Genomic DNA, 20,681 nt, shown 5'->3' on the forward strand with positions numbered 1-20,681 from the left:
TGCTGCCGGTGCGTCAGTTGAGCGGGCCGCCGGCCACGTACATGACCTGGCCGGAGACGAAGCCGGCGTCGTCGCCCGCGAAGAAGGCGATCGCGTTGGCGACGTCCTCGGGGCGGCCGACCCGCTGGACCGGGATCATGGAGGCGGCGGCGGCCTGGAACTCCTCGAAGCCCATGCCGACGCGCTCGGCGGTCTGCGCGGTCATCTCGGTGACGATGAAGCCCGGCGCGACGGCGTTGGCGGTGATGCCGAACTTGCCGAGCTCCTTGGCCAGGGTCTTCGTCAGACCCTGCAGACCGGCCTTGACCGCGGAGTAGTTGGCCTGGCCGCGGTTGCCGAGGGCCGACGAGGAGGAGAGCGACACGATCCGGCCGAAGCCCGCGTCCACCATGTGCTTCTGGCAGGCCTTCGCCATCAGGAAGGCGCCCTTGAGGTGCACGTTCATGACGAGGTCCCAGTCGGACTCGGACATCTTGAAGAGCAGGTTGTCGCGGAGCACCCCGGCGTTGTTGACGAGGATCGTCGGCGCGCCGAGCTCGGCGGCGATCCGCGCGACGGCGGCCTCCACCTGGGCGCTGTCGGAGACGTCGCAGCCGACCGCGAGGGCGGTGCCGCCCGCGGCGGTGATCTTCTCGACGGTGTCCTTGCAGGCAGCCTCGTCGAGGTCGAGTACGGCGACGGCGCGGCCCTCGGCGGCCAGGCGGAGCGCGGTGGCGGCTCCGATGCCCCGTGCGGCACCCGTGACGACGGCTACGCGCTGCTCGGTGGTGGACATGCTTGGTTCTCCTCGCCCTTGGATCGTCCCTGGTGGCGGCCGAACCGGTCGCGCGCTCCTGCGTCCCGCACATGAGCGACCGCTTAGTATCGTCCGCAGGACGAGACGCTAGAAGCCCTGGCACCCGGTGTCAACGGCCCACCGGGTGCACCGGGTCACTCCCCGTCCACGGACGGGTGCGCTCAGCGCACGAGCAGGTCGAGCAGGCGTTCCACCTCGGCCTCGGGATCGGTCGTGAGCCCCGTGTGCACGGGTCCCGGCTGCACGACGGTGGAGCGCGGCGCGATCAGCCAGCGGAAGCGCCGCCCCGCGTCGTCCCCCGCCGCCTGACCGGCCGCGTCGCCGCCCAGGCAGACGCCCTCGACCGCGCGCAGCGCGGCCCGGACGCCGGTCACGTCGGCGGCCGGGTCGAGGGCCGCCAGCTTGGCCTCGTCCAGATGCGTACGGGCGGCCACGAAGGACCGGGCGCGGCAGTAGACGACCACGCCCGCGTTGAAGCACTCGCCGCGTTCGACGCGCGGCACCACGCGCAGCAGCGCGTACTCGAAGACATCGCGGTCGGTCACGTGGTGCCGTCCTTCTCGGTGGGGTGCGGCCGGGGCGCGAGACGTTCGGCGAGCCAGCCGGGCGGCTGCTGGGGACGGCTCTCGGTTCGCGGGCCGAGCGTGATCCGCTCGTGGATGGTGGCGGCGCGCGGCAGCAGCGCGTCGACGTACGCCGCCCGCACCTCGTCCGTGGTGGCGAAGCCGGGTTCGTCGACCAGCCACTCGTCGGGCACGTCGGCCGCGACCTCTTCGAGGAGTTCCCGGGTGACGAGCGGCGCCAGCTCGGCGGCGGCCGCGGCGATGTCCGGCGAGAACGGGGCGAGCGCGTGGTCCGAGGCGTCGTACGGCTTGGCGGCGGAGGCCTGGGCGCCCGGCCAGTTGTGGTGCCAGATCATCGTGGCGCCGTGGTCGATCAGCCACAGCTCCCCGTGCCACACCAGCATGTTCGGGTTCCGCCACGACCGGTCGACGTTGTTGATCACCGCGTCGAACCAGACGACCTTGCCCGCCTCCTTCGGGTCCACCTCGTACGCCAGCGGGTCGAAGCCAAGCGACCCCGGCAGGAAGTCCATGCCCAGGTTGAGCCCGCCGCTCGCCTTGAGCAGCTCCTGCACCTCCTGGTCCGGTTCCGACAGCCCGATCACCGGGTCCAGCTGGATGGTGACCAGCTCCGGCACCCGCAGCCCCAGCCTGCGCGCGAGCTGCCCGCAGACGACCTCGGCGACCAGGGTCTTGCGCCCCTGGCCGGCGCCGGTGAACTTCATGACGTACGTGCCGAGGTCGTCGGCCTCGACGATCCCGGGGAGCGAGCCGCCCTCACGCAAAGGCGTGACATAGCGGGTCGCTACGACCTCTTCCAACACTTTCCCAGGCCACCCATCTCTTCAACCTTACAATCCACGGACGACTTCTCCGGAGCGTAGAGGCAGGAATCACGGGTCAACGGCGCTGGGGAGAATCTGGGGAGTTTCGGCCGACGAGCCGGTCTCCCCGCTCCCCAAGCAGACCGTCGATGGTGCCGCGCCCCTTGCTGCCGGCTTCCGGCATGAAGTGAGCATAGTAACCGAGGGTGATCGCCGGCGAGGAGTGCCCGAGCCACCGAGCCAGGGTCACGACGGACTCTCCGGCTTCCAGCATGATCGAGGCGTAGGCGTGCCGAAGCATATGAAAGCCGTCCTTCGGGGCCGTCGCTCACTGCCAGGCTTTCGCCCCCTCGGCACGCGGCGGGATGACGCCGGCCTTCGCCAAGGCTGGCTTCCAGGTGTCGCGCCCGTCGGCGAACGCCTCTGGCACGCCGCCCTCACCCCTGCCCCCTCATCCAGACACTGCTGCAGCACCTCGACGCCCCGCTCCCCGTGAGCGCCACGGAACCACACGAACCGCTGCGGGACGCCGGATGGCATCCGTCGAGCCACCTAGCCTGGACGATCTGGCGCGCACCGAACCGCACCATCGCCTTCGAGTACCTGCCCCACGCCGCCAACGACCGATGAACGCTGTACGGAGGCGAAGACCTCGCCCGGACGGCATGGACCATCGGCCTCTTCGCCAGAGTCGGTCACAACATCCTCATCCAACTCGCCAGCATCGCTGCCGAGCTCGCCGGCCCGCCGCCCGCCCCAGCACGCCGAGCCCGCCTGCGCAAGGGCGCACGCGGTGGACGGCCGCCCGGCTTCGACGAGGACCGCTACAAGAAGCGCAACACCGTCGAGCAGGCGATCAACCGCCTGAAGCAGTCCCGAGCGGTCGCCACTCGCTACGACAAACGCGGCTACGTCTTCCTCGACACCGCCACCGCGGCGGCCGTCGTAATCTGACTACGAACGTGATATCGGAGACGACGCCTCGGCGTCGTTGCAGCCATGGTCGGCCCACTCGGTGAGGAGCTTGCAAGCGGCGTTGTCATCGGCCAGGGTGCACGTTCTTCGCGACCCGTTCACGTCAGGTGAACCACAGCCCAGGGCAACGGCCGGTTCGCGACCCTGAACAGGACGTCGTCGCATCCTTCACACCGTGCCGCAGCGGTGGCCTCTGCTCCGTGTAGGGGGTGTCCAGGGGACAGCTCGCGATGCGGTTCAAGCTCGAAGTCGTGCATGCCACCATCGGGCGCCCACCACGGGGTGGGCAGGGGCGACGGGTCATCCGACATGTGCTGTATCCCAGCATCCTTGCAGACCGCTGGGGTCGACCTTGATTGGCCGGACAGGTCCCAGTCGGCCTCGACCGTCACCGATCGGTGACCACTCTGAAAGTCCTCATTAAGCGGTCGAGTGGCATCCACTGTCTTATGTTCTGTCCGGCATTTCCGTCGACGCAAGGCCCTCACTCGTCGGCAGCGGTTTCATACTTCCCGGACGGTGCGAGTACCGGATTGAGCACCGGTTGCATGTCCCCCTATTTCCTGCATGCACGCGGATGCCCTTCACTCCGTGATCACAAGTTGGGCACAGCTCTTGCATTCTGTGTACGTGTATCGATCAACTGTCCTCTCTTGATCGTGTTCTAAGGGGGGCCTCCGTGCGTTTCGTGCGGCCTGTATCCGTTGCCGTCGCCTTCGTAATGGCTGCACTGGCTGGGTCCGAGGGGCCTGCTGCCGCGCAGACCCTGTCGGCCGGCCGCATGGTGGCGGGTGATGCCCCTGACCAGCGGTGGGGCTCTGCGGCGGGGCGTTCGCATGAATCCACAGGTGACGCCACCTCTGCCGAGACGTCAGGCGGGCGGCCGGGTCACACCCCGACCCCTGGCGAACTGGCAGCCGTGCAGGAGCCAGCCTCTGCGCTCGTGGCTCCCACGGTTCAAAGGCCGGCTGTGACGCTGACCCCTGTCCCCGGTGATGCGGAGACACCTCGCGGGTTTGATTCCAATACCAGCCAGGAGCTCGTCGGCGAGCGGCAGCGGACGGCCAAGACGTTCCAAAATGCCGATGGAACTCTCACCACGCGGTTCTTTGAGGAACCGGTCAACTTCCAGGATTCTTCCGGTGTTTGGAAGCCGGTGGATACAACGTTGAAGCCGGTTCCCCGTACGGGGCGCCTCGGACGCGTGGTGAGTGTGTCCGCGGATGGTTGGCGTATTGCCGCGGGCGAGACCGAGACCGCTTTCGCCGAATTCGCCGACGGCGGCCCCCTTGTCTCGATGAAGACCGGCTCAGAGACCTCGGTGGGCTTCGCCATCCAAAGAGCGGCCCATGCCGAGGGTGAGGCAGAGGGGAGCACCATTACCTACCGGGGGGTGCTTCCGGCCTCGGATGTGCGGTTCATCGCGACCGGTGACTCGGTCAAGGAGGTGCTCTACCTCAACAGCGTCGAGGCGCCCATGGAGTGGACCTTCCCCCTCTACACCCAAGGGTTGACCGGATCCCTTGACGCTTCGGGTGCCGTGCTCTTCAAGGACGCGTCGGGCAGCGTGCGGGCGCGCATACCCGCGGGATGGATGGAGGACTCCAACCTCGCCCCCAACTCCAACCAGGGCGAGATATCCAGCGGAGTCCGCTACGACCTGCTCGATGTCGAAGGCGGTCAGGCCCTGAAGGTGAGCCTCGACAGCGAATGGCTCCGTGACCCGCGCCGGGTCTTCCCCGTCAAGGTCGACCCGACCGTGGTCAGCGTGACCGCGGTGGCGGCGACGTCCGGCACTTTCGTGCAGTACCCCTACAACACCAACTTCGCCAGCGACACCAACATCAAGGTCGGAACCTACGATGCGGGTGGCCACAAGGCCGCCGGTTTCCTGCACTTCGCCAGTGTCGAGAACTCTCTGAAGAACGCCTGGGTGCTCGGCGCCAGCCTCGCCCTCTACAACACCTGGTCCTACTCGTGCACGGCACGGCCCGTGACCATCCACCCCATCACCTCGGCCTGGTCCGAGTCGACGACGTCCTCCTACCCCGGACCGGCGACCGGTGCGGCGCTGGCATCGAAGAGCTTCACCCACGGATGGCGCCCTGAAGGCCAGACCGCCTACCCGTGCGGTGCCGCGGCGTGGGAAGGCATCAACCTCGGCGCGGCAGGCCGGCAGCTCGTCGACGACTGGACCCACGGCCGCAAGAAGAACTACGGCCTCGCCGTCAAGGCGTCGACGACCGACTCGTACGCCTGGAAGACCTTCGGGTCCGACGACTACCCCAACGGCAAGCCCTCCCTCGATGTGACGTGGACCAAGTACGGCGCCACCTACAAGGTGGGAACGCTCATCACGCCCATGACCGCGACCTCTGAAGGCGCCCTTCAGATGACGGTCACCAACCGCGGCCAGGAGACCTGGCCCGCGAACGGCAACTACAAGCTGCGCTACCGCCTCTACGACGCTGCCGGCAAGGAGATCACCGACACCGCGAAGCTGCGGTGGACGAACCTGCCCACCAGCGTGGCCCCCGGCGGCAGCATCACCGTGAACGCGAAGATCGCCCCGCTGACCCCCGCTACCTACACCATCGCCTGGACGATGGACGACTACGGCACCGTCACCTTCAGCGGCGCGGGGATCCCGACGGCCAACGTGAAGGTGGAGGCCGTCAACGTTCCGCCGACGCTCACGGGCCTGGCCCCCGCCAGCGGCATCGTCACCGACACGCTCACGCCCACCTTCTGGGCGTCGGGCACTGACCGCGACCGCTACCCCAAGGCCCTGGAGTACCAGTTCGAAGTCTGTGAAGTCGAAGGCAGCAACACCCGCAAGAACTGCCGCCTGGGCACCCGCAGCGCATCTGCTCAATGGAACGTTCCCGCCGGCTGGCTCAGCTGGTCCAAGACATACGCGTGGTACGGCTACGTCTACGACGGCGCGGCCACATCCGTGCGGCCGGGACCGTCCCTGCTGACCACCCAGGTACCGCAGCCCCCGATCACCAGCCACCTCGGCACGTCCGACGCGGGACGCGACTTCGGAGAGCGGAACGGCAACTACGCGACCGCCGCTACGGACGCCGCGATCCCCACGGTCGGACCTGAGCTGTCCGTCACGCGTACCTATAACTCGCAGGACACCCGGCAGAGCAACGCCTTCGGTGCCAGTTGGTCAACCCGCTGGGACATGCGAGCAGTCCCCGAAAGCAACAACAGCGTCCTCATCACCCTGTCGACAGGAACCCAGGTCCGCTTCGGCCGCAACTCCGACGGCAGCTATGCAGCTCCGTCTGGATCCGTCGGCGTACTCAAGGCGGTATCCACCGGAGGATGGACGCTGAGGGACGGGGCCGCGAATCTCCATACGTTCGACAGCACCGGCCGGCTCACGAAGATCGCTGACGGTCACGGCAGGGAGCAACTGCTCACCTACACGGACGGGAAAATCGCCAGAGCCACCGACGCGCTGTCCGGCAGGTACCTGGCGTTCACGTGGGCGGGCAGCCACGTCGTGGCGGCGGAAACCAACGAGGTGAATGGCGCCGATTCCCGGCTGAAGTGGACGTATACCTACGAGGGAGACAGCCTGATCAAGGTCTGCCCGCCGTCGTCCGCGACCGCTTGCACGAGCTATACCTACGAGGCCGGCAGCCAATATCGAAGCGTTGTTCTCGATGCCAGCCCTGCCGGGTACTGGCGTCTGCACGAGGCGGACGGCGAGGACGCGGCGAGTGATGTCCCCTCACTGACCGGTTTGAACGCCGCCCGCTACCGGGACGTCACGCGGTCCGAAGCTGGGGCGTTGAACAACACCGACAACAAGGCCGCTCGTTTCGACGGGAGCACCTCGCACGTCGAGCTCCCGGACAGCGCGATCGGATCCTCCACAGCCGTGTCGGTGGAACTCTGGTTCAAGACCAGCTTCGCCTCCGGGGTCCTCGTCGGTTTCCAGGATTCTCCGTTGAGCGACGAGGAATCTCGCTCGAACAACCCCGTGTTGGAGATCGACGCTCAGGGCAAGCTGCGAGCCTCTTTCGACACCGTTGGCGCACTTCAATCGCCCATGGCCTCGAGCAAAGTGGTCTCCGACGGCCAGTGGCATCACGCCCTGCTGTCCAGCAACGGCACGGGCCAGACCCTCTACCTGGACGGCGAGACCGTCGGAACCCGTGTCGGTGTCGTCGACCACAAGGACAAGACCTACACCTATCTCGGCACTGGCTACTCGAGCTGGGGGTACGACGGCCAGGGCGCCGGAAACCGCTTCTTCAACGGCACCATCGACGAAGCGGCGGTGTACCACCATGCTGTGGATGCCGCGACGGTCCGTGAGCACTACGCAGCGCGCGCGGGCTCCCCGCGGCTGACCGGAGTCACTCTGCCCTCGGGCAGGACAAACGCACGCGTCACCTACAACAGCGACACCGGACGCGTGACAGAAGTCATCGACGGTGCAGGTACCTGGAAGATCTCGGAACCCGTCTACGCCTCCGGTTCCCTGAGTTACACCACCGCCGTTCTCGGATCGGGCCCCAGCAGCTACTGGCGCCTGGGTGACAACAGCGGTGCCGCAGCACACGACGAGATACCCACCGGCGGTGACGGCTCCTACCAGGACGGCGTTGCACTCGGCCAGACCGGCACGTTCTCTGTGGGAGACGACGGAGCCGCAGGCTTCGACGGAATCGAAGGTGCCATCGAGGTGCCGGCGGACTCCTTTGAAGGAGCCACCGCTCTCTCGGTCGAGGTGTGGTTCCGAACCGACCGTCCCGGGGGAGTGCTGCTCGGTCTGCAGAACACACCGCTGGGCACCACACCCCAGATGCACAACCCGAGCCTGCTCATCGATGTCAACGGCAAGCTTCGCGGCAACTTCTGGCGCACCACGGGCAGTGGCGCGGCGGTCATCAGCAGCACAGCGGTCACGGACAACGAATGGCATCACGCTGTGATTGCCGGGGGTACCTCGGGACAGACGCTCTACCTGGACGGTGTCAAGGTCGGCTCCGCCAGTGGCGCGGTCAAGCCGGAGACCCTGGCCCACGCCTACCTTGGCGCCGGCCACTCCAGCCCTGGCTGGGACGGCGGAACCACGTACGCGATCAAGTACTTCCAAGGGGCCCTCGACGAGGCTGCCTTCTATACGAAGGAACTGAGCGCGCAGACCGTTCTCGAGCACTACCGCGCACGGAACAAGATCGTCGCCGGAAACGGTGACCAGTACCGCGCCGCCGTCACCGCCAACACCCCGGCGGCCTACTGGCGCCTGGACGAGACCAGCGGTACCCAGGTGACGAGCAAGATCGCCGCCGTCAACGGCACAGGCACCTACACCAAGGCCACCCTCGGCGCGACCGGAGCCTTCGGCACCGGAGACAACCAGGCAGTCCAGTTCAACGGGGACGGCTACGCCGAGGTCCCCGGCGCCGGCATCGGCACCGCCAATGTGAGCGCCGAGCTGTGGTTCAAGACCGCCAAGCCCGGTGTTCTCATGAGCAACCAGAGCGCTCCGCTCGCCGGCGCCGCCACGACCTCGGGTACCTGGACACCGGTCCTCTATGTCGGAACCGACGGCAAACTGCACGGTGAATACGCCTCGACGGGCATCACGCCGTCCAACGCGTCTCCCACGACGGTGACGGACAATCAGTGGCACCACGCCGCCATCACCGCGAACGCCGGAACTCAGACCCTCTACCTCGACGGCTTTGCCGTGGCGACCAAGGCGAACGCGCCGGTCAACCACCAGGCCAACACCCGAACCTTCCTGGGCGCGGGCTTCGCCCGCACCTGGCCGTCGGCCCCCGCCGACATCAGCTACTTCACCGGCCAGATCGACGAGGCAGCCGTCTACCAGCACGCTCTGACCTCCGACCAGGTCAGTGACCACCACTTTGCGCGAACCTTCGCCGGCACCTCAGCCCTCGCTTCAGCCGTGACGGTCACCGACCCCGCGGGCAACAAGACCACCACCACGTACGACGTCGTACACGGTCAGCGCCGGATCTCCACCCAGAACGCAGAGGGCGGCGTCACGCGCTACGGCTACGACACCGGCGGCTTCCTCCACAGTGTCACCGACCCCAACGGCCACGTGACGACCACCGGACACGACGCCGCCGGCAACCCGGTCTCCCGCACGGCCTGCCGCGACGCGAACTCCTGCTGGACCTCCTACGCGACGTTCTACAACAACACCGCCGATCCACTCGACCCCCGCAACGGCAAGCCAACGGCCGCGCGCGACGCCCGCTCCACCGGGCCGACCGACGACCGCTACAAGACCACCAGCAGCTACACGCCACTGGGTCTCCTCGAAAAGCAGACCCTCGCCGACGGCCGCTTCTCCCTCACCACCTACACCACCGGAACGGAACCCGCGGTCGCCGGCGGAACCACCCCTCCGGGCCTCGTGGCGACCACGACGACCCCGGGCGGCGCCATCACGCGCTACACCTACTTCTCAAACGGTGACCTCGCGAAGGTCACCTCTCCCTCCGGGCTCCTCACCTCCTTCACCTACGACGGCGTCGGACGCAAGACCTCCGAGACCCAGACCTCCGACACCTTCACCAACGGCGTCACCACTGAATACGGCTACGACACCATGTCCAACGTCGTCACCGAGACCGGCACCGGGGTGAAGAACGAGATCACCGGTGTCACCCACACCGCGAAGATCAGCCGCGCCTTCGACCCGGACGGCAACCTGCTCACCGAGACCACCCAGGACACCACCGGCGGCGACACCGCACGCACCACGAGCTACCACTACGACGAGTTCGGACGCGGTGACCTGGTCACCGACGCCGAGAACCACACCACCGCATACACCTACGACGCACTGAACCGCGTCGCGGGCGAGACAGACGCACTCGGCAACACCCTCACCCACAGCTACACGCCGCGCGGCCAGCTCTCCGAGACAACGCTGAAGAACTGGACCGGGGACCCCTCGGGGCAGACCCGCGACCTCGTCCTCGTCTCCCACGCCTACGACCCGGCAGGCCGCCTGGCATCCACCACGGACGCCATGGGCGCCACCACGCAGTTCTCCTACTTCGACGACGACCTGCCCGCCACCACCACCGCCAAGCAGGTGACCCAGGCCGACGGCAGCCGCCGCGACATCGTCCTGGAACGCAACACCTACGACGGGGCAGGCCACCTCACCCGCCAGTCCACCGGTGGCGACAAGGCCACCGTCGTCCACACGGTCGACGCCATCGGCCGCATCACGCAGAGCGTCTTCGACCCCGAAGACCTCGCCCGCAAGACCACGTTCGGCTACGACAACGACGACCGCCTGAAGAACGAGACGCGGACAGTCGATGCCACGGGCCGTACCGTCACGGCTACCACCGATTACGACGCCGCCGGCAACCCCACCCGCACGGCCATCGCCGACGAAACCGGCACCCTGGGCTCGACCACGAGTACCTTTGACGACCGGGGCATGCTCATGTCCACCGTGGGCGCCCGCGGCACCGTCACCGGAGCCGACCCGACCGCGTACACCACCACCTACCGCTACGACGCACTCGGCCGCCTGGTCGAGACCACGGCGCCGCCCGTCGACACGGAAGAGAACGGCTCCGCACCCGCCACCACCCGCCCCAGCACCCTTGTCGGCTACAACACGTTCGGGGAGGCCACCGAAGGCCGTGACGCACGTGGCGCTGTCACCCGTACCTCCGTCGACAAGCTCGGCCGTCCGACCGACGTGACGCTCCCCGACTACACCCCGCCGGGGGCGAGTGGACCTCTCGCGTCCGTCTCGCACGCCACGTATGACGCTCTCGGTCGCACCGCGTCCGTGACCGATCCCCTCGGCCGGATCGCCCGGTTCGGCTACGACCAGCTCGGCAACCTCACCCAGCAGACCGACCCGGCCCCGGGCACCACGACCACCACGCTGAACGAGCCCAACCCGTTCCAAACCACGCAGACCGACCTGGGCGGCGCGGGCATCACCCGCTACACCTGGACCCCGACCGGCCTCCAGCTCTCGGCCACCACCCCGACCGGCGCGCGAACCGAAGCCACATACGACGAACTCGGCCGCCAGCTCACCACGACAGTGGTCGAGCGCTACCCTGCTCTGCAGAACCTGACCAGCCGCTTCGTCTGGGACGACGCGAGCAACCAGACGGCGTCCACCACACCGGGCGGCCGGACGACCACCGGCGTGTTCAACGCGGCCGGTGAACCGGTGACCGTCACCGCCCCGGGCGCGGGCGTGACCCGCTTCTCCTACGACCGCCTCGGCCGCACGACCGAGACGATCGACCCGACCAACCGCAAGACCCAGTCCGTCTTCGACGGCCTGGACAACATCACCGAAACCAAGGACTACGGAAGCGGCCCCACCGTTCTGCGCTCCACCAAGGCCACCTACGACGCGGACGGCAACCAACTCTCCGTGACCGGGCCGACCGGCAACTCCAGCACCTTCACCTACGACGCGCTGGGACAGATGGTCAAGCAGACCGAGAAGCTGTCGGACACCGACGCGATCACCACGACCTTCGGCTACGACGCCAACGGCAACCGCACCCGCTTCACCGACGGCCGAGGCAACACCACCCACTACACCTTCAACCCCTGGAACCTGCCCGAATCCACCATCGAGCCCGCCACCACCCAGCATCCTGACGCGACAGACCGCACGTGGACGACCCTCTACGACATCGCCGGCCAGGCCGTGACCGAGCTGCTCCCTGGCAACGTCAAGAGGCAGAGCACGTACGACGGGCTCGGCAGACTCGTGGGCGAAACGGGCACTGGTGCCGCCGCGGTCACCACGCCACGCCGCCTGACGTACGACCTCGACGGACGCCTCACCGGCGTCGGTACCGACGGCACGGTGAACAACAACACCTACACATACAACGACCGCGGCATGCTCCTGCGGGCCCAAGGACCTTCAGGCGACAGCCAGTACGCGTACGACGCCGACAGCTACATGACCGCCCGTACGGACGCCGCGGGCCGGACCACGTACGCCTACGACAGTGCCGGCCGACTCTACCTGGCCAACGATCCTCTGACCGGCACGCAGCTCAGGTACAACTTCGACGCCGCCGGACGCCCAACCGTGGAGCAGTACGCACGTGTCGGCACCGACGGACAGACCGCCATCGCATCCCAGCGCAGCTATGCCTACGACAGCCTCGGCCGCCTCGCCTCAGACACGGTGACGAACCTCGGCACCCAGACTGAGGTTACCGGCATCACATACGGCTACGACCTGGCAGACCGCCTCACGACGAAGGCCACCACGGGCACCACTGGCGCCGCCGCCAACACGTACACGTACGACCTCGCTGGCCGTATGGACTCCTGGACCAGCGGCTCCAGCACCGTCACCTACACGTGGGACAAGTCCGGCAGCCTCGTCCGCCAAGGCGACATATCCGGTGCTTATGACGCCCGTAACCGACTCCAGACCTGGGGCACGGAGAGCTACACGTACACTCCGCGAGGCACTACCGAAAGCGTTACGAACGGCACTACCCGCGCCATCACTTCCGACGCCTTCGAAAGGACCGTCAACAACGGCGGCAGCACCTTCACCTACGACTCCCTCGACCGCGTCCTGACCCACAACGGAACGCCGTTCACCTACGACGGCGGCTCAAACAGCCTCGTCACGGACGCCACCACGGCCTACACCCGTACCCCGGGCGGCACGCTCCTCGCCACGACCCCCAAGACCGACTTGAGTTCGGCCCACCTGTCCCTCACGGACCAGCACACCGACCTGGTTGCCGGCCTCAACCCGACGGGCACCTCCGTCGCGGCCTCCCGCTCCTACGACCCCTTCGGGCAAACCACAGCGACCGGCGGCACCAACCCGGCCGTCGGCTACCAGTCCGGCTGGACCGACTCCACGACCGGCGAGGTCAACATGGCCGCCCGCTGGTACCAGCCCAGAACGGGCAGCTTCACCTCGCGCGACACATGGCAGCTCGACCCTCGACCGTCCGGGCAAGGCAACCGATTCGCCTACGGGCTGGCCTCTCCGCTTAACGCGACCGATCCGTCGGGGCATGCCGTTCCACTAATCCTTGGCGGCATCGCCCTAGCTGATGCTCTCGGGTGGGGCGTTTTCGCGACGGTTGTCGTGGGCGGTGGTGCCGTGGTGACAGACACGTACCTGAGGAAGAGGGATGCGAGTTCTTCCAGTGCGTCGACAGGGTCCTCTAGCACGAGTTATGCCAACAGCTGGCAGGTTCAAGACTTGGAGCTTCGACACGACTACACGGGTTCGTCCAGTTTCAGCACGTACAGCTCGAGCTCGCCGGGTTCCAGTAGGCACAGCTCAGGCACCCATGCGACGACGACTTCCACGCATGCTCCCCATGCGCGAGTCACCGCTCCGCCCAGGCCGGTGATCGACCCGAACCCCAATAACGGTCCTCATCCGAAGCCTGCCCCCACCCGCCCGGTCCCTAGGCCCGACTGGAACCCCAGGAATGGCGGCTGGAAGCCTGGAGATGGCTGGGACATGGTCGTTGGCGGACTAAGCCTCCTCAACCTGCTTGGCGATGACGAGCAGCTCAGCCCGGCTCAGGTAACCGACCCCTACAGTGCTCCAGGGGTAAATCCGGGTGGATCCAACCGAGACGACAACAGAAGAGACTGCCGTAGGAACGGTCAAGGGTGGGTCGACCCCGGGACCCCTGACTCCGCGTACGGTAACCGGGCCACCGGCGTGGAAGCCTGTCTCGACTCTGCCTATATAGAAACCCATCCGGGCACCCCCGTTCCCCGTAACGGCAACAAGCCGCCTGGTTACGACTGGGCTCGTTCCTACGTCGGGTATCTGGGAGGTCAGCCCCGTGACGTTCACGCCTGCCACCTCCTCGGCGCCCAGTTGAGCGGATCGGGCACTGACCTGGCCAATCTTGCAACCTGCGGATCTGACGCCAATGCTTACGTCGGCAAGCCCACGAAGCCGATTCCTCCAATGGACAGCATGCTGACCTTCGAGGACACCGTCCGGTCCCTCATAGATTCCCAGCATGTCGTGCAGTACAAGGTGACACCGGATTACGATGGCGGGCGAACTGTGCCCTACAAGTTCCGCATGTCTTACATGGCATGGGACAGCAGTGGACGTTACGCGGGCGCCGACACCGCGAAGGTGTCGAACCTCATTTACACAGCCGGCCGCGGTTGGAAGAATCTAGGCACCGCGATCGACAGTCGAACCGGTGCCGATGTACCCATGCCGGGGCAGCGGTGAGACCGGCCCCCGGCAATGCCTGAATGGAATTCAACATGCCTCACCATGCTATGGCGCGCCTGCGCGAGTTGCTCCCGCCACCCCTATGTGGCGGCGACTCCGTTGACTGGCAAGAGATCGAGCGGACGACGCGCCTGACGTTCCCGGCTGACTACCGGGAGTTCGTGGAGTTGTACGGCGGTGGAGAAATCGACGAGTACCTATCCGTCAGTACACCGCCCGTCCCCGGGTCAGCGTACGGGGACCTCCTGGACAGAATCGATCCCGCCCTAGCGGACAGTGAAGATTTGAGTGCGCTCCTACCGGAAGGTGTACTGCCGCCACTGCTGCCCTTCGCGAACGTGGGAAGCGGCGATGTCGCGTTCTGGCTGTGCGAGGGAGCTCCCGACGACTGGCGCGTGGCCATCTTTCGTCGGCAGACGCCGTACGGGATGAACCGCTGGACTGTGTTCGACGGCGGTATGGCATCGTTCTGTGTGGCGGTCCTCACCGGCGAGGCGAACCCCCTCAGCGAACAGCTTTCGACGGAGAGCCGACATGAGTTCGTGAGCTGGCGTCGACTGCAGGGCCTGGTGTGAGCGCGAGTGCACCTTGGAATCCACAAGGAAGACTGCGCGGCTGGGGCCGCTGGTCTTCTGAGTGAGGTTTTCTCAGCGAAATGACCTCGTTGCCGCTGAGCCGTGAAGGCGGCCGGGGACAGGCGTGAAGCCCCTGGTAGGACAGGTCTCACAACAAGTACTTGTCCGTAACCACCAGGGGCTTCACGTTGGTCGCCTATGCTGCCGTACTCGACGTTCCGCATCACGTTGTGGAAATGCTGGCGAAGCTTCTCGGCGCCCGTCGCCGCCGGATCGGCACGCCGAAGAGATCGCGGGCGCTGGGCCCGTTCCGCCAGGCGGTGCTGGTGCTGCGCTGGTTCCGCGACGGAGCGTGCGTGCACTGCCTGGCTCGCGATGAGGGTATTTCGCAGGCCACTGGCTACCGGTACCTGCACGAGGGAAACAATTCGATTCCGACGGGGATTCAGATGACCGCATTTACCGCTCGCGGTGAGTTGTTTAATGCCAGGATTGAAAACATTCAGGATTGGCAGACGAAATGCTGACACCTCGTGACCTCGTCGAAGCTCTTCCCGGTCTTTCGGGTCTGATCTTGAGTGAGCCCAAGGTGGTGAACTGGGGCTATATCGCGACTGAGCTGGAGACCGACCTTCCGCGAGACTTTAAAGAACTTTCGCTGAAATTTTCAGCGTTTGAAGTTGGGGGCTTCCTGCGCGTATGGATCCCCGACGCTGGGTATGAAGATGCCTACGTAGAAGGAATTCGGTATGAGCTCGAGACGATTTCCTACCTTGTTGATGATCAGGCATCCGGAGGATACGCCCCCTATCCGAATGAAGGGGGGTTGCTTCCCTGGGGTCAGTCCCTAGATGGCGACCTCTTCTGCTGGCAGACTCGCGACCTCGACCCAAATTCCTGGACCGTTGTTATTGGTGGCGCCAACGGAACTTGGTGGGAGGTCGAGGCAGGTCTGCTCGAGTTTCTCGTTGGGCTGATCAACGGAACGTTCGACACGGGTGAACTGCCGCCGAATGTGATTGTTTCCGAGTCTTCAGTCGTTTCGCTGGTGAAGTGAGCGTTCTGGACGTTCTGAAATGGTTCGTCATCTCCGTGAGGTGTGGCGGCGACCTCGTTTGGTCAGCGAGCGGGCTGCAGGATTGATCGGTCTGGGAAGCGGGGAGCCCTTTCCAAGCTGGCGGTGATGACTGCGAGTTGGACGGGTCGGCGTAACAACGAAGCTCCTGGTAGACGGGTTCTTAACCAAGATCACCCGTGAGCGACTCTGTCGGGGATCTTCGGTTTTCGGGTTACTTGCCTTGCCGTCACCAGCATTTCGTCCGGGCGCGAGGGAGCCGCGCCTCCGTCCCCCGGTTGGGGGACGGGGATTCACCGGAGAAACGCTCCGGCTCACTGCCCGCTCAGTCCCTCGGCAATGTCTCCAGGTCTGAACGGCGGCGCAGGAAGCGCCGTCTGCGGGGCGGGGGCGCGGGAGGCGCAAGGGCGGAACGCAGCGCCTCATGGAAGGCGCGCATCGCCGCCGCCGCTCGGTCGTGGTCGCCGGAGTGCTTGACCGCGGCCTCATAGAGGTCAGTGGCGGCAGGGCCGAGAGTCTCATTTCGGAGCAGCGGCGCAACAGCGGTCCCCAGCCGTGCGAGAGGCGCGGCAAGAGCAGCCGCAGAGACCCCGGTCTCGTGGTCCCAGCTGTAGATGGTCCGGGCAGCCTCGCCGGCGGCGGCGAAAACCGCAGGCCGCCCGTCCTTGGAAACCGGCCCGCCAAATTTTGACGAAATGCCTGCCACCTTCTCGCTGCTCAACTGATCGGTGATGGATTGCGGTATGACAACCTTTCCACATGTGCACGATCTACGAATGCGTCAAGGATGGATCCGCGTGACCCTGGTCAGCACCCGAACATGCTCTACTACGAGAACGAGGTGAAGAAGGCCATCGATCAGAAGCAGGTTGTCTACTATCACGTGACTCCTGAATACGATGGAAATACGGTGGTTCCTTTCAGGTATCGCATGCAAGCGGAAGGGTGGCCCCCCCTGGGGCGCGAGGAGTATATTTCGATGAGCATGTGGAGAATAAGATATTCTCTCTAAAGGATCGGTCATGACATAACCTGGGCCGGGAGATTCCGGAAGGCTGGCACAAGTGATGGATCGAGTCGAATCGCTCACGGACTGCATTTCCCTTATTAGAGGCGAGGGCGGAGATGACGTCGATTGGGTAGCTGTGCAGGAGTTCTACGGAGTCGAATTTCCGGCAGACTACAAGAAGTTTGTGTCGCGGTTTGGTGGTGGCACCATCGATGGACGCGTGGGGATCATGGTTCCGATCGCGGTAGATGATGAGATGGTGCGTAAGGTTTATCGCCTGCCTGAGTCCATTCGAGTGGATCCCGGCATGAGTGGCTGGGTGGACGCGCGTAATCTCGGTCTCGAGCGAGACATCCTCGTGTGGGGAGATACGGATAGTGCGGACCTTCTTGGGTGGGTCACCAATGAATCGGACCCGGATTCGTGGCCGATTGTTGTGTATTCACGAGTGAATGCGGCCTGGTCCGTATACGAATGCTTCATGTCGGAGTTTATTTTTCGCCTTCTGGTCGGGGATTTTGGGGAATGCCCCATCAGTGACACCTCGCTCATGAGATCGACGACTGCCGAGTTCCTGCGCGACCGAGAAGAAGAAAGGCTTTTGGATATGGGGATCTACCCCTGGGATGACTAAACCCTTTTCACCCTGAATAGCTGCAGGTCAGTACTGAACTTGATTGGGTGATGTCGGGACTGTTCACCTGACAGCTCCTGGTCCGTTCCGGTAGCCCTGGACTGTGAGATACGCGCAAGGCGGCGGGTTGACCGACGCCGGGAGGGCCGCATGGGAGCGAATCCGGCTGCAGGCTGTGGAACGCTTCGAGGGCGAGGAGAAGAACCGGGAGATCGCAGCTGTGCTGCGGGTGTCCGAGCAGTCGGTGGAGCGGTGGCGTCGGCAGTGGCGGGAGACCGGAGCGACCGGGGTGTGGTCGAAAGGCTCCCCGGGGCACCCAAGGTTGAGCCAGTCGCAGATAGCCAGACTGGAGCGTGAGTTGGAGCGCCGGCCGCTCGTCCACGGTTGGGCTGACCAGCGCTGGACGCTGGCTCGGGTGAAGACGCTGATAGGCCGGCTGTTCCACGTTTCGTACACGGTGGAGGGCACGTGGCGGCTGCTGAAGCGTCACGGATGGTCGTGGCAGCAGCCGGCCCGCCGGGCAATCGAGCGCGACGATGCGGCGGTCGAGCTGAAGAACCGGGACGGCACTACCCGCCAGGGCCCCTTACCAGCATCTGGCCGAGGAGTTCGAACGCCGCCTGTCCGCACTGCGCGAAGCCGGTGCCACGCCCGACCCACGAGCCGCCCAGGTCGAACGCCTCAAGAGTCAGGCGGCCGCATTGAAGAACCGGCTCGCCGAACAGCAGGACCAGCTTGTCGAACTGGCCGAGTTCAAACAGCGAGCGCTCTCCCAGATCGCCGCCCAGCAGATGGAGATCCAGCGGCTCCGGGAGGGCCTGGCCGCGCAGTCCAATCTCCGGGCGCTCCCCCGCGCTCAGGCAGCAACCGCCCCGTACGGATCATGCAGCTGATGCCCGGGCGTACATGGATCACGCAGCTGACCTGTGGTCTTGTGTCGGTCATCCGCGTAGAGCTGGCCAGGTGTCCTCACCCACTTGACCATCGACGTTGAGATTGCGGTCCCGCTGGAACGTCTTGACCGCGTCTCGTGTGTCGACACCGAAGTCGCCGTCCACACCGCCGGCGCCGATGTCGTAGCCGCGCGCCGTGAGGATGCACTGCACTTGGCGTACGCGGTCCCCCTTGTCCCCGTACTGCGTGAGTGCAGTACCGGAGTAGTACCTGCAGGACTTCCATGGCTGCGGCGAAGTCGACGGTTTCGGTGCACTGGTCGGCGTAGCCGTGATGGTGGTCACCTGGGTCGGCAGGGGCTGTGGGGGCGGGGCCGGCAGAGTTTCGTCGTTCCCTGGCGGGGCAGGAGCTGCGGACTTCTTGGGCGGCGAAGGCGATGGGCTTGGGGGTGCGGAATGCGATGCCGATGGTTTGGCCGGGCTGGCGGAGCGAGACCCGGCGGAAGACGCAGTAGAGGACGCCATCGGCTGTGCGTCGTTTGATGCGTCCTCTTTTCCTGGCTGGACGAACACGAACGCAGCAACGGCAATCGCGATCACGGCCACAGCGGCGGCCACACCCAGAGCAAGGCCGCGCCTGTGGCGGGGAGCGGCCTCCTCCTTGACCGTCCGCTGCGGCTGGCCGCGTCGGACAATTGTCAACTGGTCCATGGGCGACACGGCCGCGGCGCGGCCGCTCCACTGGGCGCGGTCGGCGACCGTTTCGGCGAGCGCGGACGGCCACTTCCGAGCCGGCGCGTGCTCCCATGCAGCATCGGCGAGTTCCTGCGGCGTAGGCCGCGCCTGCGGGCTCTTGTCAAGGCATCGGCCGACGAGGTCTGCGAGGGCGAAGTCGACCTCCGCCAGCTTGTCGAGTACCTGCCCGTTGGGCGGGGAATGGACGACGCGGTGCATGACGTCGACGGTCGTTCCCTCTCCGAAGGGCGCGCTGCCCGTCGCCGCGTACGCGAGCACGGAGCCGAGTGAGAAAACATCGGAGGGGGTGCCCGCCTCGTTGCCGTCGGCCTGCTCGGGGGACATGTACGCCGGGGTGCCCACCTGCTGACCGGTCATTGTGAGCACACTGGTGTCGGCCGTGTGCGCAACCCCGAAGTCGATGACCCGCGCCCCGTCGTCGCCCAGCAGTACGTTGGAAGGCTTGAGGTCGCGGTGGACGATGCCCGTGGCAGCAATAGTGGCCAGGGCCTCGCCGATCTCGCCGACCAACCGCCACACGACTGGTGCGGGCAGGGGCCCGAAGCGGCGTACCGCTTCGTCCAGGCTTAGCCCGGGCACGTATGCGGTCGCCATCCACAGCTGCTCTTCCTCATCGTCGAAGCCTGAGTCAAGCAGTCTTGCCGTGTAGCGTCCATGCACCCGCCGCACGGCCTCAATCTCACGCTCGAACCGCCGTCTGAATCGGGGGTCTTCGGCGTGCTCGGGCCGGATCACCTTGACGGCCACCAGGGAGTCAGCCCCGTATGCGGCACTGCCGTCGGCGTCGATCGCCGCTTCCCGGCCGAGAAAGAGCCGGCCCATGCCCCCTACGCCCAGCCGGGCCAGCACCCGGTAGGGGCCGATCGCGACCGGGTCCGACCGGCGCAGCGGCTGCGCACCGAGCCGTTCAAGGTCGGCGGTGGTCAGCTCTCCGGTCCAGGGGTGGGCCGGATCCTTCTCAGTCATCAGCGGTCCTCGCGGTGTTCCGATTACGACACGTACATCAGGGCTGCCGGGCTCGGCCCATCAGCCATTACCGCCGGCCTGCGAGATGTTCCTCAGGATCGTGTCGAACTTCCGCTGAAACTCCTCGAGCTGCTGCTTGATCTTGTTCAGATCCGCTTGTGCGCCGTGCCACGCCGTACGGAACTCGGCGGCGTGCCTTCCGTCCCAATGGCTCTGGTTGCTCAGGGTGTTCCCGGCGGAGGAGAGCTGGCTGATGGACTGCTGAAGGCCACCATTGATGATGCCGAGGAATTTCCGGCTGGCGGCGTGCGCAGCGTCGTCGACCTTGACGGTTCCTGACATGAGGGGTCTTCTC

Annotated in this window: 13 protein-coding genes and 3 pseudogenes; 9 read left to right on the forward strand and 7 right to left on the reverse strand. The window is 66.0% G+C overall.

The window, feature by feature from the left end:
- Positions 1–13: 13 nt before the first annotated feature.
- The 4 genes and pseudogenes from fabG to OO54_RS06415 form a co-directional block, all read right to left on the reverse strand.
- Positions 14–775: a 3-oxoacyl-ACP reductase FabG gene (fabG, locus tag OO54_RS06400; RefSeq protein ID WP_017241488.1), complete on the reverse strand. Its 762-nt coding sequence runs from the start codon at positions 773–775 to the stop codon at positions 14–16.
- Positions 776–957: 182 nt separating this feature from the next.
- On the reverse strand, positions 958–1,341 hold the full coding sequence (locus OO54_RS06405; RefSeq protein WP_017241489.1) for a DUF3037 domain-containing protein: 384 nt from the start codon (positions 1,339–1,341) through the stop codon (positions 958–960).
- Positions 1,338–2,183 carry a HipA family kinase gene (locus OO54_RS06410; protein ID WP_200146682.1) on the reverse strand — a complete coding sequence of 282 codons (846 nt, stop codon included), beginning with the start codon at positions 2,181–2,183 and terminating at the stop codon, positions 1,338–1,340. The genes OO54_RS06405 and OO54_RS06410 overlap by 4 nt, the downstream gene beginning before the upstream one ends.
- Before the next feature lie 76 nt (positions 2,184–2,259).
- Positions 2,260–2,583 (reverse strand): annotated as a pseudogene (locus tag OO54_RS06415) (tyrosine-type recombinase/integrase); the annotation flags it as partial.
- Between the two features lie 371 nt (positions 2,584–2,954).
- Here OO54_RS06415 and OO54_RS43305 point away from each other — a divergent pair.
- The 5 genes and pseudogenes from OO54_RS43305 to OO54_RS45730 all read left to right on the forward strand — a co-directional run.
- Positions 2,955–3,086: pseudogene (locus OO54_RS43305) on the forward strand (IS5/IS1182 family transposase); the annotation flags it as partial.
- 1,042 nt (positions 3,087–4,128) lie between these two features.
- Positions 4,129–14,415, forward strand: coding sequence for a LamG-like jellyroll fold domain-containing protein (locus tag OO54_RS06420; protein WP_234439433.1), 10,287 nt, complete (start codon positions 4,129–4,131; stop codon positions 14,413–14,415).
- Between the two features lie 23 nt (positions 14,416–14,438).
- Positions 14,439–14,993: an SMI1/KNR4 family protein gene (locus OO54_RS43310; RefSeq protein ID WP_234439432.1), complete on the forward strand. Its 555-nt coding sequence runs from the start codon at positions 14,439–14,441 to the stop codon at positions 14,991–14,993.
- 161 nt (positions 14,994–15,154) lie between these two features.
- The gene (locus OO54_RS48720) at positions 15,155–15,520 is read left to right on the forward strand and encodes a hypothetical protein (protein ID WP_053194509.1); all 366 of its coding nucleotides are present in this window, start codon (positions 15,155–15,157) and stop codon (positions 15,518–15,520) included.
- Positions 15,502–16,050 (forward strand): hypothetical protein, encoded by a 549-nt coding sequence (locus OO54_RS45730; protein WP_157856432.1) that lies wholly within the window; start codon positions 15,502–15,504, stop codon positions 16,048–16,050. Before OO54_RS48720 ends, OO54_RS45730 begins: the two co-directional genes overlap by 19 nt.
- A 343-nt stretch (positions 16,051–16,393) precedes the next feature.
- On the opposite strand, the gene OO54_RS45735 is transcribed toward OO54_RS45730, so the two are convergent.
- Positions 16,394–16,789 (reverse strand): hypothetical protein, encoded by a 396-nt coding sequence (locus tag OO54_RS45735; RefSeq protein WP_157856433.1) that lies wholly within the window; start codon positions 16,787–16,789, stop codon positions 16,394–16,396.
- 15 nt (positions 16,790–16,804) lie between these two features.
- On the opposite strand from OO54_RS45735, the gene OO54_RS48725 reads away from it, so the two are divergent.
- From OO54_RS48725 to OO54_RS46325, 4 genes and pseudogenes are all read left to right on the forward strand, one after another.
- Positions 16,805–17,080 (forward strand): DNA/RNA non-specific endonuclease, encoded by a 276-nt coding sequence (locus OO54_RS48725; protein WP_418953268.1) that lies wholly within the window; start codon positions 16,805–16,807, stop codon positions 17,078–17,080.
- Positions 17,081–17,135: 55 nt separating this feature from the next.
- A complete protein-coding gene (locus OO54_RS06440) occupies positions 17,136–17,711 on the forward strand; it encodes an SMI1/KNR4 family protein (RefSeq protein WP_106969986.1) in 576 nt (191 codons plus the stop codon).
- Between the two features lie 103 nt (positions 17,712–17,814).
- Positions 17,815–18,264, forward strand: a pseudogene (locus OO54_RS43320) (winged helix-turn-helix domain-containing protein); the annotation flags it as partial.
- Between the two features lie 148 nt (positions 18,265–18,412).
- Positions 18,413–18,604 (forward strand): hypothetical protein, encoded by a 192-nt coding sequence (locus tag OO54_RS46325; RefSeq protein WP_051786746.1) that lies wholly within the window; start codon positions 18,413–18,415, stop codon positions 18,602–18,604.
- Between the two features lie 48 nt (positions 18,605–18,652).
- Here OO54_RS46325 and OO54_RS06450 read toward each other — a convergent pair whose 3' ends face one another.
- Entirely contained in the window at positions 18,653–20,326 is a 1,674-nt protein-coding gene (locus OO54_RS06450) for a serine/threonine-protein kinase (protein WP_033201851.1), read from the reverse strand.
- Positions 20,327–20,386: 60 nt separating this feature from the next.
- On the reverse strand, positions 20,387–20,668 hold the full coding sequence (locus OO54_RS06455) for a hypothetical protein (RefSeq protein WP_033201852.1): 282 nt from the start codon (positions 20,666–20,668) through the stop codon (positions 20,387–20,389).
- Between the last annotated feature and the right edge of the window lie 13 nt (positions 20,669–20,681).

It is taken from the genome of Streptomyces wedmorensis, assembly GCF_000716445.1.
GTDB classification, from domain to species: domain Bacteria; phylum Actinomycetota; class Actinomycetes; order Streptomycetales; family Streptomycetaceae; genus Streptomyces; species Streptomyces wedmorensis.